Source organism: Mycobacterium sp. WMMD1722 (genome assembly GCF_049315205.1).
In the GTDB taxonomy this organism is placed as follows: Bacteria; Actinomycetota; Actinomycetes; order Mycobacteriales; family Mycobacteriaceae; genus Mycobacterium.
This window is the reverse complement of record NZ_CP186056.1, coordinates 4,570,892-4,585,687: the sequence shown is the minus strand read 5'-3', so window position 1 is coordinate 4,585,687 and position 14,796 is coordinate 4,570,892. Positions and strand designations below refer to the sequence as shown.

General features: G+C 67.2%; 13 protein-coding genes. 8 read left to right on the top strand and 5 right to left on the bottom strand.

All coding sequences use genetic code 11. The features are described 5' to 3' along the window. Positions 1-14 precede the first annotated feature (14 nt). The gene (locus ACN27E_RS22090) at positions 15-620 is read right to left on the bottom strand and encodes a TetR/AcrR family transcriptional regulator (protein WP_422744717.1); all 606 of its coding nucleotides are present in this window, start codon (positions 618-620) and stop codon (positions 15-17) included. A gap of 81 nt (positions 621-701) precedes the next feature. On the opposite strand from ACN27E_RS22090, the gene ACN27E_RS22085 reads away from it, so the two are divergent. Beyond that, complete coding sequence (locus ACN27E_RS22085) at positions 702-1,196, top strand: DUF2834 domain-containing protein (RefSeq protein WP_422744715.1); 495 nt, start codon at positions 702-704, stop codon at positions 1,194-1,196. Here the strand turns inward: ACN27E_RS22085 and ACN27E_RS22080 are convergent. From ACN27E_RS22080 to ACN27E_RS22070, 3 genes are all read right to left on the bottom strand, one after another. Further along, a complete protein-coding gene (locus ACN27E_RS22080; protein ID WP_422744713.1) occupies positions 1,193-2,413 on the bottom strand; it encodes a serine/threonine-protein kinase in 1,221 nt (406 codons plus the stop codon). The two genes, ACN27E_RS22085 and ACN27E_RS22080, sit on opposite strands and share 4 nt — an antisense overlap. Before the next feature lie 191 nt (positions 2,414-2,604). Next, on the bottom strand, positions 2,605-4,026 hold the full coding sequence (locus ACN27E_RS22075) for a PGRS repeat-containing protein (protein ID WP_422744711.1): 1,422 nt from the start codon (positions 4,024-4,026) through the stop codon (positions 2,605-2,607). Between the two features lie 641 nt (positions 4,027-4,667). Next, entirely contained in the window at positions 4,668-5,675 is a 1,008-nt protein-coding gene (locus ACN27E_RS22070) for an oxygenase MpaB family protein (protein ID WP_422744710.1), read from the bottom strand. Positions 5,676-5,743: 68 nt separating this feature from the next. On the opposite strand from ACN27E_RS22070, the gene ACN27E_RS22065 reads away from it, so the two are divergent. The 7 genes from ACN27E_RS22065 (at position 5,744) to phoU (ending at position 13,934) form a co-directional block, all read left to right on the top strand. Continuing rightward, on the top strand, positions 5,744-6,328 hold the full coding sequence (locus ACN27E_RS22065) for a TetR/AcrR family transcriptional regulator (RefSeq protein WP_422744708.1): 585 nt from the start codon (positions 5,744-5,746) through the stop codon (positions 6,326-6,328). Between the two features lie 123 nt (positions 6,329-6,451). Continuing rightward, positions 6,452-7,447, top strand: a complete 996-nt coding sequence (locus tag ACN27E_RS22060; RefSeq protein WP_422744706.1) for an acyl-ACP desaturase — start codon at positions 6,452-6,454, stop codon at positions 7,445-7,447. Positions 7,448-7,512: 65 nt separating this feature from the next. Beyond that, on the top strand, positions 7,513-8,646 hold the full coding sequence (dusB, locus tag ACN27E_RS22055; RefSeq protein ID WP_422750055.1) for a tRNA dihydrouridine synthase DusB: 1,134 nt from the start codon (positions 7,513-7,515) through the stop codon (positions 8,644-8,646). A gap of 123 nt (positions 8,647-8,769) precedes the next feature. Next, the gene (locus ACN27E_RS22050; protein WP_422744705.1) at positions 8,770-9,423 is read left to right on the top strand and encodes an undecaprenyl diphosphate synthase family protein; all 654 of its coding nucleotides are present in this window, start codon (positions 8,770-8,772) and stop codon (positions 9,421-9,423) included. Next, complete coding sequence (locus ACN27E_RS22045; RefSeq protein ID WP_422744703.1) at positions 9,413-10,783, top strand: FAD-dependent oxidoreductase; 1,371 nt, start codon at positions 9,413-9,415, stop codon at positions 10,781-10,783. Before ACN27E_RS22050 ends, ACN27E_RS22045 begins: the two co-directional genes overlap by 11 nt. Positions 10,784-11,010: 227 nt before the next feature. Then, positions 11,011-13,176, top strand: coding sequence for an LCP family protein (locus tag ACN27E_RS22040; RefSeq protein ID WP_422744702.1), 2,166 nt, complete (start codon positions 11,011-11,013; stop codon positions 13,174-13,176). 89 nt (positions 13,177-13,265) lie between these two features. Next, complete coding sequence (gene phoU / locus ACN27E_RS22035) at positions 13,266-13,934, top strand: phosphate signaling complex protein PhoU (RefSeq protein ID WP_422744700.1); 669 nt, start codon at positions 13,266-13,268, stop codon at positions 13,932-13,934. A 78-nt stretch (positions 13,935-14,012) separates the two neighbouring features. Here the strand turns inward: phoU and pstB are convergent, their stop codons facing one another. Beyond that, complete coding sequence (gene pstB / locus ACN27E_RS22030) at positions 14,013-14,789, bottom strand: phosphate ABC transporter ATP-binding protein PstB (protein ID WP_422744698.1); 777 nt, start codon at positions 14,787-14,789, stop codon at positions 14,013-14,015. Between the last annotated feature and the right edge of the window lie 7 nt (positions 14,790-14,796).

The following is a 14,796-nucleotide window of genomic DNA, read 5'->3' as shown; positions in this document are numbered from 1 at the left end:
ACAAAACTTTGCCCTCAGGGGTGGTCGCCGATCCCCTTCGCCACCAGTTCGAGAGCCTCCCGGGTGCGGCGTTCCAATTCCGGAAGTGACCGCTGTGGGCCCAGCATCCAGCCCTCCATGGCCCCGAAGACCGCGGCCGCGATGCACCGGGCGGCCACCGTGATGCGCATTCGGGCATCGGTGCCGGGCGCCGGGACGTCGCCGCGCATGAGGTGGTCCTGGACCGCCTCGGCGAAGTCGGCCTCGACCTGACGCAGATGCCGCACGACGCGCCCGGGGTCGAGTTCCTGGGCACGCAGCATGGCGATCTTGGGCAGCGCGGCCTCGTCGTAGGGGCTGGACATGATGGCCGAGTAGACCGCGTCGATCACCGACTCGTCGGGCGAGCGGGCGGCCAGCGCGGCCCGGAACCAGTGCAGGCCTTCGTCGTAATCGGCGAACAGCAGGTCGTGTTTGGAGGCGAAGTGGCGATAGAAGGTTCGCAGCGAGACGCCGGCGTCGGCCGCGATCTGCTCGGCCGACGTGTCCTCCACCCCCTGGGCGAGGAACCGCACGAGGGCGGCCTGGCGCAGAGCCGCACGGGTGCGCTCGCTGCGAGCGGTCTGCGCCGGCCGGGCCATGGCTGCAAGTTACCGCACTCCGAACTCGACACGAGTTTTGACAATATTGACAAAACTTGTGGTTCTGGCGAGACTCCCGTCATGGTGTCGCTCCTTGTTCACGGCATTCTCGGCTTCGTCGTCATCGCGGTCATCGTGAAGACGAATCCGCGTATCTACTCGCGCGTTCCCGCCGGCGCGCCATTGTCCGCGCTCGAGGCGTTCTATTACGTGGTCGGCGTCGCGTCGATCGTGTTGGGCTACTACTTCAACAACCAGTTCGTGGCCGAGTACGCGCCCCCGGGCGGCCTGCACAACTTCATCTGGGGGCCGGGCAGTTGGACCGAGTTCATCCTGCTCGGTTACGACAACCCCGCAGCGAGTTCGGCGAGCCAGGACTACACGATCATGAGCCTGCTGATCTTCCCGGTGTGGTCGGTCGTCGACGGCCGCCGGCGTGGCATCAACCACGCCTGGCTGTTCATCGGTTTCATCCTGTTCGGCAGTTCGGCATCGGCGTGGGCCTTCTATCTGGCCGCAGTCGAGCGTCAGCGCCGGCACCAGCGGGCCGCCGCCGGCGTCGAGTCGACGGTCTAGTCGCCCTCACCTTTGGGGCCCTTGCCGTTCCCCCGCCCCGGCTTCGGTCCGGGACCGGGACCGGGACCCGGGCCGGGTTCCGGAGCGACGATGACCGGCGGTGTCGTGACGACCGATGGCGGGGGCGGGGCGGGTGCCGAGGCCGCCGGCGGGACGGTTGTCGTGGGCACCGGGGCGCTGGTGCCGACCGGTCGTGGATTCGACGGCTGCGAACTGCTTTCGGCGACCATCACGATCAGCCCGAGCACCACGGCGAGCATCGCCGCAGCAGCAGTAAGCAATCCGCCGTACCGGCGCCGGCGTGTGGGTGGGCCCATTGGAGCCGGCACGAACGTCGGCGGCGGAAGCGGTTGGGCGAGAACCAGAGTGGGCGGCCGGGTGGCCGGCACTGGAGCAGCTGGACCGACGGGTGGGCGGCCGGCCAGCGACTCGCGCATCTGCTGCGCGCTGGTGAAGCGCCAGTGCGGATCGCGTGCCATGGCCCGTTCGATCGTCATCGCGAGGGCGGGGTCGACGCCGGGACACACCTGCTGCAGCGGTGCCACCGGCTGTTCGGCGACCGCGCGCGCGAGTTCCACCAGGTTCTCCTGAGCGAAGACGCGGCGCCCGGTGAGGGCCTCATAGCCCACCACCCCGACGGCATAGAGATCGTCGGACACGGTGGCCGGATGGCCGGCGATGCGTTCGGGCGTCAGGTAGGCCATCGTGCCGAAAACCCGGCCGGCCATCGTCTGCACCGCTTCCCCGCTCTTGGCGATGCCGAAGTCCGCGACCTTGGTATCGCCGAGTTCGGTGAACAGGATGTTCGCCGGCTTGATGTCCCGGTGCAGAATGCCGGTCGCGTGGGCGGTGGCCAGCGCCGAGAGCACGCCGTCGAGGATGAGCCGCACCTGGAACCACGGCAGCGGACCTTGGGCGATCGCGTCGCCGAGGGTCCGCCCCGGCAGCCGCTCCATGACGATGTAGGGAATGCCGTCGTGTTCGCCACTGTCGTGTACGGCGACCAGGTTGGGGTGGTTGAGCGCTGCGGCCGCCCGGGCCTCGCACTCGAACCGGTCACGCTGGTCGGGCTGCGCCCCGATCGCGGGGTGCAGCAGCTTGACCGCCACCGGACGGCCCAGCCGCCGGTCCCACCCATCACGGACTTCGGCCATACCACCGCGGCCGAGGACGCCCCGAAGTTCGTACCGGCCGCCCAGGACCTCCGGCGGCTTCATCTCTTCACGCTAGCCCGCACCGGCAGATCGCAAACCTCCTGGCGAACGAAACACCGGGTCCACGGTGTGTGGACCCGGCGTTCGTCGTCAGGTGTGCTCAGCCCCGGGAGCGAAGGGGGAAAGCCCTCCGGGGGCTGATCACGACTGTTGTCATTCAGTGTCATTCAGAACTTTCACGCGGTCCTGGCTTGTCAGCTCCGGGCGACGGGGCCAGGAGCCGGGGCGGGATCGGGGCGTCCGGTGCCGGCCTTGCCGCTCGCACCGGGCGCACCCGACACACCGTCCGTGCCACCCGTGCCAGCGGTGCCGCCAGCGCCGCCGGCGCCACCGGCGCCACCCTCGCCCGCAGTTTCTCCGTCGAGTCCGGTCGCCCCGGCGCCTCCGTTGACACTGGCCCCACCGGCACCGCCGACCCCGACGTTGCCGCCGTTGCCGCCGACTCCGCCCTTGCCGCCGTTGCCACCATTACCACCAACACCGGGGGTGGTCAGGAACGGGATGAAACCGGCCTGGCCTGCTTCGCCGCCACGGCCGCCGGTGCCACCGGCGCCACCGGCCGCGCCGTTACCACCGTTACCGCCGACCCCACCGGCGCCACCGTCCACGTCCACACCGACACCACCGACACCACCGTTGCCACCGTTGCCACCGTTGGCACCCGCACCGCCGGGGCCGCCATTGCCGCCACGACCGCCGGAACCGGCGACACCGATGAGGTAGCCGCCGTTGCCGCCACGGCCGCCGGCGCCGCCGGTACCACCCTTGCCACCGGTCGCAGAAGAATCCGCACCGTTACCACCGTTGCCGGCCGCACCACCGACGCCCGGAGCGCCCGCACCGCCGGTGCCACCCTGGCCGCCGCCGCCGAGCGCGTCGCCACCGGCACCACCGGGCACCGCGGTAACGCCATCGACGAGGCCGGAGCCGCCGTTACCGCCGTTTCCGCCGTTGATGCCGCCGTTGCCGCCGGGCTCCGACGAATTCGGGGTGCCGTTCACGCCGTTGAACACGGTGGGGCTGGTCGCCGTCGGGTTCACGCCCGGCGTACCCGGACGGCCGGAGCCGCCGCGGCCACCCCAGCCGCCGTTACCGAACAGGAGCGCGCCGTTGCCGCCGTTGCCACCGTTTGCGCCGCTGCCCCCGGCGCCGTTGCCACCATTGCCGCCGTTACCGAAGATCAGGCCACCGTTACCACCGCTGCCACCGTTGACGGTCTGGTTGGTGATCGGGTCGATGTATCCGCGGTAACCGTTGCCGCCGTTGCCGAACAGCAGACCGGCATTGCCGCCGTTCGGGTTGGTGATGGTGCCGTCGGCGCCGTTGCCGATGAAGATGTTGAGGACCGGGATGCTGGCGGCGATGTCGAGCCACGGATCGGCGAGCACGAGCGGGTTGAAATCGGTGATCGGCACGCCGAATGCATCGCCGAAGAACTGTCCGAACTCACCGAGCTGCTGCGGCGCGGGCGCGAAGACCGGCGCGGCCTGAGCGGCCGGAGCGGCCATGAGGGTGGCGACGGGAGCGCCGAGGGCGATGGCGGCGCCACCGATGACGGCGGCGGTCGCGACGGCCGGGCGAGAGCGCCTGGGCGCCTCAGTTGCGGAGATGGTCATGTAGTTCAAACCCCTTACGGAATGAGCTGGTGGATGAGCAGCAGCAACGTAGCACCGCCTAACAACCCGCTGAGGGCCACGTTCCGGGTTACTTTTGTTTTCAACTACATTTTAGTTGCAATGCGAACGGTTTCCCTGAGAAGGGCGCCATCTGTTCACAGCAAGCGCACAGCTGATCGCGCTACATAAAACCCCACGCAGAATGCATAATCTTGTGCGAGAGAGCACTGCGGTGCCGGCTGTTATCACTCTTGCCTCCCCGAGGGTTCAGTCTTCTCTCAGGCCTGCCTCAGTTTCGAGAATTGGTTTGGGAATGGCTCATCTACGGACTGACCGCGGCGCAGACAGCTCCATGAAAGCCGCTTCTGTGGCTAATTCCAACGCGCCAGCAAACTCCGGGTGGAACCGGGCACCGAGTGCGACCACGGATCCGCCGTCGCACACCGCGCTGGTGCGTGACGCGCAACCCAGAGTGCGATTGGAAACAGTTCTTCGCTCCGCGGACAACGACAAGCTGCTGCGCGCCACCCGAGTTGCGCCTGCTGCTTCGAGGCGGCGGTGACGCGGCGTAGCGCAGGCCGCCGAGCAATTGCTCAGCACCGCGCGGGCCCCGCGGCGGCAACACAGGGCGACCCGGTGAATCAGACCTCGGGGCAGTAGTGGATCGGCTTTCCGCGGTGCTCCAGCGGGGGGAGGTTACGAGCCGGCGTTTGCACGAGCGGCGCGTCGGCGCCGATGCGCCCGGTCGCGCGGTCCCAGCCGGCGCGCGCCCGCGGGTGATAGCGCCGTCGGCGCGGAAGCGCCGTGAAGGCGACATTCACCAGGCGCCCGAACATTCGGTGCAGCCGCTCGTCCCGGCGGGTCCATCGATAGCCCATCAACTCGCGCACCGCGGGGTGATACAAGCCGACGGTCACCCACACCGCGAACGGGCCGACGATGCCGAGCTGGAACCGCCACACCGGATCCGGAAGCCATCGCAGAGACGGGTGTTTGGGCATGGTGGACAGATCCAGCACCTGGCGCGCCGCCCAGTTGTTCTCGAGCACGTTGCGGCACATGTGGTCCCAGTACTCGCAGAACGCCTCCCAGCTCGGCGGCACCGGACGCATGCTCATGCCATACATCCGGTACCAGGTGACGTGTTCGTCGAAGAGCTGACGCTTCTGCGCCTCGGTCAAGCCGCCGCCGAAATGTTCGGCCGTCAGGATCGTGCCCATGAAGAACGTGGCGTGCGCCCAGTAGAAGACATCCGGATTGAGTGCGCTGTACCGGCGCCCCTGATCGTCGACGCCTTTGATGCCGATGTGGTAGTCGCGCACCTCGGCCCCGGTCCGGGTAGCGCGCTCACCGTCGAAGACCACACCGCCGATCGGGTACAGCGAGCGCAGCAGGCGCGGGATGCGCTCGATGAAGAAGATCGAGTGCTGCTCCACGGCGGCCCCCAACTGCGGATGCATGTTCTGCATCGAGCCCGCCCACGGCCCCTGCAGCAGCCCACGCCAGTCGCCGAAGAGCTGCCAGGTCAGCGATTCGGGTCCGAGCGGCACCGGAGGTGCGTCGTAGCCGGCCGGACTCACCGGGCACCCGCTGGCGACCGGGGTCGATTCGCTGGTCACCGGGCATACCGCAGAAGTATCTTGACTCACTGATGATCGTCCGTCCGCATGGGCAACGCTTCTGACTACGCGCGTTGTCACAACAGCTTAGGAGCCACGTGTCCTCCGGTCAACGACGTGGGCGCTGGACGGGGGTGCCCCTGCGCGATCGCCAGGCGCTTCGCCGCGACGAACTGATCGCCGCCGGGGTCAAACTGCTGGGAAGCGCGGGCGGCCCCGCGCTCACCGTACGGGCGGTGTGCCGGGAGGCGGGTCTGACCGAGCGCTATTTCTACGAGAGCTTCGGCGACCGCGACGAGTTCGTCCGGGCCGTCTACGACGACGTCTGCCGCCGCGCGATGTCGGCGCTGCTCCACGCTCAGACCCCACGAGACGCCGTCGAGGGCTTCGTGGCGCTGATGGTCGACGACCCCGCCCGGGGCCGTGTCCTGCTGCTGGCGCCGGCGTCCGAACCCGTGCTCACCCGGTCCGGCGCCGAATGGATGCCCGATTTCATCGACCTGGTCCAGCACAAGCTGACCCGCATCACCGACCCCGCGGTCCAGGCCATGGTGGCGACCGGACTGATCGGCTCGCTCACCGCACTGTTCACGGCCTACCTCGAAGGGCGGCTCAGCGCCAGTCGCGAGCAGTTCATCGACTACTGCGTCGGCATGCTGCTCGGCCGGGTGACGAATTACTGAGCGGCCGAACCGGGTATGCCCGGACCGCCGTGACTTGCGCGACATGCCCCGGCCAAACTTGATGTCACCGGGGGACACAGATATATTGAGTGCAACCAACAGGTACAGATAACTGGAGGGGCAATGCACGAAAACCTGACTGACCTGCACCTGCTTCACGAGCTGGAGCCGGTCGTCGAAAAGCTGCTCAACCGGCACCTGACCATGCGCAAGGACTGGAACCCGCACGACTACATCCCGTGGTCGGACGGCAAGAACTACTACGCCCTCGGCGGCCAGGACTGGGATCCCGAGCAGTCCAAGCTCTCCGAGGTCGCCCAGACCGCGATGGTGCAGAACCTGCTGACCGAGGACAACCTCCCCTCCTATCACCGCGAGATCGCGATGAACATGAGCATGGACGGCGCCTGGGGCCAGTGGGTCAATCGCTGGACTGCCGAGGAGAACCGGCACGGTATCGCGCTGCGCGACTACCTCGTCGTGACGCGGTCGGTCGACCCGGTGCAGCTCGAAGAGCTGCGGGTCGAACAGATGACCCGTGGCTTCTCCCCCGGTCAGAACCAGCAGGGCGATCTGTTCGCCGAGAGCCTGTTCGACTCGGTCATCTACGTGACCTTCCAGGAACTCGCGACCCGTGTCTCGCACCGCAACACCGGCCGGGCGTGTGACGAGCCGGTCGCCGATCAGCTGCTGCAGCGCGTCTCCGCCGACGAGAACCTGCACATGATCTTCTATCGCGACGTATCCGAGGCCGGCTTCGACATCGCTCCCGACCAGGCGATGCACTCCCTGCACCGGGTGTTGCGCAACTTCAAGATGCCTGGATACACGGTGCCGGAGTTCCGCCGGAAGGCTGTCATCATCGCCGTCGGCGGCGTTTACGATCCGCGAATCCACCTCGACGACGTGGTGCGCCCGGTGCTCAAGAAGTGGCGCATCTTCGAGCGGGAGGACTTCACCGGCGAGGCCGCCCGCATGCGTGACGACCTCGGTGTGCTGGTGACCGAGCTCGAAGAGGCGTGCGAGAAGTTCGAAGCCGCCAAGCACAAGCGACTCGAGCGGGAAGCCAAGATGGCCGAGAAGAGGGCCAGTAAGGTGCTCGCGTCATCAGCGTCGTAACCCCGGAGCGCGATACGGCCCGATCTGACCTGATTCCCCGAGGCGCTTCGCGCCTGCCCGGCGAACTGCGGATCGGGCCGATCGCGTTGCGCAGCCCGGTCGTGCTGGCCCCGATGGCCGGCGTGACCAACGTCGCCTTCCGCACCCTGTGCCGGGAGCTCGAGGTGGCCAGAGCCGGCACGGTCAGTGGGCTGTACGTGTGCGAGATGGTGACCGCCCGCGCGCTGGTGGAACGCCATCCGGCGACGCTGCACATGACCACTTTCGCGCCCGACGAGTCACCGCGGTCGCTACAGCTCTACACGGTTGACCCGGACACCACCTACGCCGCGGCGAAGATGATCGCCGACGAAGGCATGGCCGATCACATCGACATGAACTTCGGATGTCCGGTGCCCAAGGTCACCAAACGCGGCGGAGGTGCCGCACTGCCCTACAAACGCCGCCTGTTCGGCAACATCGTGCGTGCGGCGGTGCGCGGAGCCGCCGGCTCCGGCATTCCGGTCACCGTCAAGTTCCGCATCGGCATCGACGACGCACACCGCACCCACCTCGACGCGGGTCGCATCGCGGCCGAAGAGGGTGCGGCCGCGATCGCGCTGCATGCCCGCACCGCGGCGCAGCGCTATTCCGGGACCGCCGACTGGGAGCAGATCGCCGCACTCAAGGCGCACGTCCCGAGTGTCCCGGTGCTCGGCAACGGCGACATCTTCGACGCCGACGACGCGTTGGCGATGATGGCCGCGACCGGGTGCGACGGTGTGGTGATCGGCCGCGGCTGCCTGGGTCGCCCATGGCTGTTCGCCGAACTGTCGGCCAGATTCACCGGACGGCCGGTGCCGACCCCGCCGGCGCTCGGAGAGGTCGCCGACATCGTCCGCCGGCACGGCGAACTGCTCACCGACCACTTCGGCGAGGACAAGGCGATGCGCGACATCCGCAAGCACGTCGCCTGGTATCTGCACGGCTTCCCCGCCGGCTCGGATCTGCGGCGCGGACTCGCGCTGGTCAAGACCCGGGCCGACCTCGACGCGCTACTCGGCCGGCTCGATCCCGATGTGCCCTTCCCGCCCGCGGCGAACGGTCCGCGGGGACGACAGGGCTCCCCTGCGTCGGTGTCGCTGCCCGAGGGCTGGCTCGCCGACCCGGACGACTGCACGGTGCCAGCCGGCGCAGACGTGATGCACTCGGGCGGTTGAGCAAGAATCCCCGGCGGCCTGAGTCGGCTTATGTGATTTCTCCAGCTAACGTCCACTGATCTCGTGACAGTGATAACGTTCGCGCGGACCGGTCCCGCGCGAACGAGGATGTGCCCAACTCAGATGCCCTACCCGCCGCAACACGTCGGCCTCATTCCGGACGGAATGCGCAGGTGGGCCAGACAAACGTCATCCTCTTTGGAACATTCCTATCATCTGGGCGCGGGCAAGACCGCCGAATTCGTCGCCGCCATGGCCGCCGAAGGGGTTACCGAATTCTCGATCTTCGGTTTGAGCCGAGCGAATCTCGAACGCACACCCACCGAACTGAACGCGCTCTACCGCGCCGCGCTCGATCTGCTCGAGGAACGCTTTTCCGAAGCGCTTTCCGGCGTCGACTGGACATTCCGCCTCATCGGCGAGCGCGAACTCCTCCCGACCTCCCTGCGCGACACCGCCGAGCGACTGGAGAAAAGGCACGACGGTAATCGTTTCCGGGTCAACATCCTCGCCGCCTACGACCCGGCTCACGAATTGCAGAACGCATTCCGCAAGGCCGCGGTATCCGGTATCGACTTCGAATCCGCGCTCGACGTGCCCGATCTCGACGTGGTGATCCGGACCAGTCCAGAAAAGCTGCTCAGCGGATTCCTGCCGTGGCAGAGCCGGAATGCGCTCCTGCATTTCTCGGAGATACCGCTCAATGACCTCTGCGTCGACGAATTCATCCGCATCGTGAAGTCGTTGTCGAGCATCGAGCCGCTTCGTGGCCGCTGAGCGGACCGGGGGTCGGCACCCCCTGATCGTCGGCGCCGGGCCGGCGGGGCTGACGGCATCGCTGTACCTACTGGGCCGCCAGATCCCCTCCACGGTGTTCGAGAGCTCCCGGTGCACCGGCGGCCTGGCCCAGACCGCGGCCAAGGACGGTTGGCTGGTCGACCCCGGCGGACACCGGTTCATGACCGATGATGCCGAGATCCTCGAGATCTGGCGCAGTCTGGTGCCACCCCAGGAATGGTTGACCGTCGAACGATCCTCGGCGATGTACGTAGACGGCCACTTCGTGAAATACCCGCTGGAAGCAGGGGATCTGCTACGCGAGCTGGGTGGCCGGCGAGCCGTCCGAGGCATCCTCAGCTATGGCCTCGGCCGGCTGCGTCACCTGTTGCACACCCCCGGCGACGAATCGTTCAAAGCCTGGGGTGTGCGCACCTTCGGGGAATTCTGGTACTGCACCTTTTTCGACTCCTACACCCGCAAGACGTGGCGGGTCGATCCGACGCACATCACCTCGGACTGGGCACGCCAGCGAATCCAGCCGATCCAGTGGGCGTCGCCGGCAGCTCAACGCGGACAGCCCTTCTCGTTCCCTGTGCACGGACCCGGGCAGGTTTGGCAAAGTATGGCCGACCGGCTGACGACCTCCGGAATAAACCTGCATTACGGCAGTTCCGTCACCGAGATCCGCCGGCGCGAATCGGTCTGGGAATTGGAATTGCACGACGGATCGATTCACACCGGGGACGCGATATTCAGCAGTATGCCGCTGCGGACATTGGTCAATGCAATCCACCCGATTCCGCCGGAAGAGGTCCTCGCCGCCTCCCGTCAGCTCGCATATCGTGATGTGGTGACCGTGGCGGTGCCGGTCGGCCCCGAGTCGAATTTCCCGTACCAATGGGTCTATATACCGCAAAACGACGTGCAGGTCGGGAGAATCCAGAATTTTGCTCAATGGTCGCCCCATATGATGCCGGCCGACTGGAACGGCACGTGCCTCGGTCTGGAATACTACGTGCCGGAATCCGAGCGGGATCACCATGACGACGAGTATTTTCTCCGGACGGCGGAGCTGGACCTGTCCCGGCTGGGAATCAAGACGACCGAACGAGGAGCGGAATTCGTCGTGCGGTCGACCTATGCGTATCCCATATACGACGACCGGCGCGCCGACGCCGTTTCGGTGGTGAGCACGTGGCTCAAATCGGTGCACCCCACCTTGTACTCCATCGGACGCAATGGAATGCACCGCTATTACAACCAAGATCACGCGATGATAAGCGCCATGGCGAGTGTGCGGAATTACCTCGGCGAAAATGTCGACCCGTGGTCGAGCAATAACTTTGTGAAACCCTGAATCGCGCGTCCAGCCGGGTCCCGCCGGTTCCGAGATCCGCACGTCCCGGTTCCGAGACGTTCCCGAGACGTTCGCCGACTGGCTGTCTCTCAGGTTGTCTCAGTACGATGAGGGTCCCGTCGCGGCACGCTCCACCAGCGGGCGGGCCCGTGTCCTGCCACGGACACGAGGAGCTGCGACCATCCGCACTGCACACGACGCTGACTTGAGCCGGAGGCCGGTAGGACATGAGTGACGGCGACAACGCCACTCCTGATGCCACTCCTGACTCCGGGCCCGACTCCCGGCGCCCGGGAGCAGCCGGGTCCGATGCCGACAACGACTGGCATACCCGATCGTCGCGCCGGGTTCCAGGCGCCGCGCCGTGGGAGCGCCGAGACATCGATCCCGAGCCGGCGCCGACCGATCCGGAGTCCGACGCGGACTCCGACCTGCCGACCGGGAATCACACCGACGGCGGCATCACCGTCGCCGATCTGATCGCCAAGCTCGCCGAGGACGGCCGCACCCCACGTCGGCGCCGTCGCGTGGCCGCCGACACCGATGTCGATGCCGGTGTTGATGCCGACGATGCCGGTGTCGACGCCGCCGACGGCGACGAGCCGGAACCACCGGCGCCGCCGACAGAGGTCATCGCGGCGGTCGACGATGCGGTGGAGCCGCACGCCGACCCCGACCACCTGGACACCGAGATCATCCCGGTGACCGCCGACGCGTACGCCGCCGAACTGCCCGACCTCGCCATCCAGCACGACGCCGCCCGCACCCCACCCTTCCGGATCGGCGACGGCGGCGGGTTCACCGGCGAACAGGATCTGCCGAGACGACGGCGCCGCGCCGTCGCGGCCGGCCGCGTCGCCGCGGCCCTGCTCGCCGTCCTGGCCCTGGCGCTGACCGGCGGCGCCTGGCAGTGGCAGTCCTCGAAGAACAACAGCCTCAACAAGGTCTCCGCGCTCGACCAGGACTCGCGCGACATCATCGATCCCAACGCACAATTCGGCGACGAGAACTTCCTGATCGTCGGGGTGGACAGCCGCATCGGCGAGAACAGCGACATGGGCGCGGGCACCACCGACGACGCCGCGGGTGCCCGGTCGGACACCGTGATGCTGGTCAACATCCCGGCCAACCGCGAACGCGTGGTGGCCGTGTCGTTCCCCCGGGACCTGGCCATCGACCCGATCGAATGCGTGCCGTGGAATCCCGAGACCGGCGCGTACGGGCCGATCATGGATCCCGAATCCCCGATGTACAACCGGGAGACCGTCTACACCGAGACCAAGCTGAACTCGGCCTACGCCGTCGGCGGACCGAAATGCCTGGTGCGCGTCATCCAGAAGTTGTCCGGATTGTCGATCAACCGGTTCATGGCCGTCGACTTCGCCGGCTTCTCGAAGATGGTCGACGCCCTGGGCGGCGTCGAGGTCTGCAGCACCACCCCGCTCGAGGACTACGAACTGGGCACCGTGCTGTCCCATGCCGGCCGCCAGATGGTCGACGGGCACACCGCGCTCAACTACGTCCGGGCCCGCCAGGTGACCACCGAGATCAACGGTGACTACGGCCGCATCAAGCGTCAGCAGCTGTTCCTGTCGTCCCTGCTGCGGTCGCTGATCTCCAAAGAGGTCTTCTTCTCCCTCTCCAAGCTCAACAACGTCGTCAACATGTTCATCGACGACAGCTTCGTCGACAACATCGACACCCACGACCTGGTGATGCTCGGTCAGTCGATCCAGGGCGTCAACGCCGGCCGGATCAGCTTCGTCACCGTGCCCACCACCGGCTACGCCGACGACTACGGCAACGAGACGCCCCGCACCGACGACATGCGGGCACTCTTCGACGCGATCATCAACGACGACCCGCTGCCGGGCGAGAAGAACGCCGACAACAGCCCGGTCCCGGGGACGCCCGAGTCCAGCTCCCAGCAACCCGATCCCGCCGGCGGCAGCGGCAGCGCGCGGGAGACCGCCGAGCTGGTCAGCGCCGTCACCACCGACCCGCGCGACGTCACCGTCCGGGTGTCGAACTCGACCGGCGAAACGGGCCTGGGCGCGACCGCTGCCGGCGCGCTGGAGTCGCACGGATTCAACGTCGAGAGTCCCGACGACTATCCCGACAAGCTGACGTCGACCACGGTGTTCTTCTCGGCCGGGAACGAGGAGGCTGCCGCGACCGTCGCCTCGTCGTTCCCCAACCCGACGATCGAGCGCGTCAACGGGATGGGACAGGTGGTCCGGGTGGTGATCGGCAGCGATTTCAACGCCGTGAAAGCGCCCACCCCGAGCGGTTCCCCGGTGGAGGTGAACGTGTTGCACGACACCGATCACGAGCAGTCCCATCTGCCCGAGGATCTGACCGTCACCAACGCCGCCGACACCACCTGCGAGTGACGCCCACCTAGCGTTTGGGCAGGTGGCATTCACCGCGAGTTCACCAACAGCGCCGTGACGGTGCGCCGGGATACCTCTAGGCTTGGCCCATGCGTACCGCCTACCACGAGCAACTAGAGGCTCTCACCGTTCAGCTGGGTCAGATGTGCGGTCTCGCGGGCGTCGCGATGGAACGTGCCACCCAGGCGTTGCTGCAGGCCGACCTCGTGCTGGCCGAGCAGGTCATCACCGACCACGAGCAGATCACCTCGATGAGCGCCCGTGCCGAAGAGGCCGCGTTCGTCCTGCTGGCCCTGCAGGCACCGGTCGCCGGTGACCTCCGCTCGGTCGTCAGCTCCATCCAGATCGTCGCCGACGTCGACCGTATGGGCGCCCTCGCGCTGCACGTCGCGAAGATCGCCCGCCGCCGCCACCCGCAACACGTGCTCCCCGAAGAGGTGAACGGCTACTTCGCCGAGATGGGCCGGGTCGCCGTCGAGCTCGGCAACGCCGCCCGGGAGGTGCTGGAAACGCGCGATCCCGAAAAGGCCGCGCGCATCCAGGAGGAGGACGATGCGATGGACGATCTGCACCGTCACCTGTTCACCGTGCTGATGGACCGCGAGTGGAAACACGGCGTGACCGCCGCGGTGGACGTCACCCTGCTCAGCCGCTTCTACGAGCGTTTCGCCGACCACGCCGTCGAGGTGGCCCGACGGGTCATCTTCCAGGTGACCGGGCACTATCCGGCCGACGAGCCGGTGACGATCCCGCGCTGAGCTGCCGAGCAGACGCAAAAGGTCCCCGACACGCCGAGTGCCGGGGACCTTTGCGTCTGCTCGCCGAAGGGCTGACGGTCAGCCGAAGCGGCCGGAGATGTAGTCCTCGGTCGCCTTCTGCGTCGGGTTGGAGAAGATCTTGTCGGTGTCGTCGATCTCCACCAGCTTGCCCGGCTTTCCGGTGGCCTCCAGGTTGAAGAACGCCGTCTGATCGCTCACCCGCGCGGCCTGCTGCATGTTGTGCGTCACGATCACGATGGTGAAGTCCTGTTTGAGTTCGGCGATCAAATCCTCGATCGCCAGCGTCGAAATCGGGTCGAGCGCCGAACACGGCTCGTCCATCAGAAGCACGTCGGGTTGTACGGCGATCGCGCGGGCGATGCAGAGACGTTGCTGCTGACCGCCGGACAGGCCGCCGCCCGGCTTGTCCAGCCGGTCCTTGACCTCGGTCCACAGGTTCGCGCCCCGCAGGGAACGCTCAGCAACCTCGTCGAGGGTCTTCTTGCTGCGCACTCCCTGCAACTTCAGCCCGGCCACCACATTGTCGCGGATGGACATGGTAGGGAACGGGTTCGGCCGCTGGAACACCATCCCGATCGTCTTGCGGACGCCCACCGGGTCGACGCCGGCGCCGTAGATGTCGTCGCCGTCGAGCAGCACCGAGCCCTTGACGTACGCACCCGGGATCACCTCGTGCATGCGGTTGAGCGTGCGCAGCACCGTGGACTTACCGCAGCCCGACGGGCCGATGAAGGCCGTCACGCTGCGCGGCGGCACCGACAACGACACATCGGCGACCGCGTGAAACGTTCCGTAGTAGATGTTGACGTCTTTGAGATCGAGGCGTTTGGCCATATCCGAA